This is a genomic window from Lentibacillus salicampi, from assembly GCF_004565465.1.
In the GTDB taxonomy this organism is placed as follows: domain Bacteria; phylum Bacillota; class Bacilli; order Bacillales; family Amphibacillaceae; genus Lentibacillus; species Lentibacillus salicampi.
On record NZ_SRHY01000115.1, the window covers coordinates 1 to 931 of the forward strand.

The 931-nt window shown below is 35.9% G+C and carries 1 protein-coding gene; it reads left to right on the top strand.

The genetic code is table 11. The features are described 5' to 3' along the window. The first annotated feature begins 150 nt into the window (after positions 1-150). Complete coding sequence (locus E4U82_RS19610) at positions 151-834, top strand: hypothetical protein (RefSeq protein ID WP_135111916.1); 684 nt, start codon at positions 151-153, stop codon at positions 832-834. The last annotated feature ends 97 nt before the right edge of the window (positions 835-931 follow it).

Genomic DNA, 931 nt, shown 5'->3' on the forward strand with positions numbered 1-931 from the left:
AGAGCTGCCAAACGCTATGGCCATTATACCATGGCCATAGCGTTTGGCAGCTCTTTTGTATAATTTCCTATGACAGGTTCTCTGGCTAAATTTAAATGGTTGCGGACAAAAACTGCGGCCGCAAACACAATAGGATATGAAGAATTAAACTTGTTAACTAAATTAAGACCTGAGTTTAAGTTTATCACTCCAACAATGCTTCCTGCATACCGATACGCTGGCTTAGATTCTGATCAAAGGTTATTTGATAAATTGAAGATTGGTATTTCAATATCTGGCAGTGAAGAGTTGCACAATTATGGAATGAGTGATGCACACTTTAGAGATGCATTTGCAGAGATTGCAAGATATCTAATTATACATGGCGCAACTTTAATATATGGGGGTGATTTAAGAAAGGATGGATATACTGAATTATTATACAGTTTGGTGAGAAGCTATTTTCCAGAAGATATAAACTCGGATAATAAAATAAAAAACTATCAATTTTGGCCAATTCATTTAAATATTACTACAGATATTCGTGCGGATCTCAGTGATGTGCTTGAACTAATATCAGTTGATGCTCCACAGGATTTAAAAATTGATAAAGATGCTTTTTTAGAGCCTTCCAATGCAGAAAATAGAGTTATATGGGCGAAATCTCTGAGCAAAATGAGAGAGCAAATGAACAGGGATCTTGATGTGAGAATCTTGCTAGGTGGGAAGAAGGAAGACTTTTTAGGTAAATACCCGGGGTTGTTAGAAGAAGCATATTTAGCAATTAGAGACAACAAACCATTATTTGTAATTGGGTCATTTGGAGGTTGTATATGGCAAAATAAAAGTACATAATTCGGCAGCCTAAAAGTACACAACTGCCGTTTATAAAAAAAGAGCCTTGCCAGTCATCCCTAAATCTAATAACCTCCTACATGTAAGTTCCAAAAAC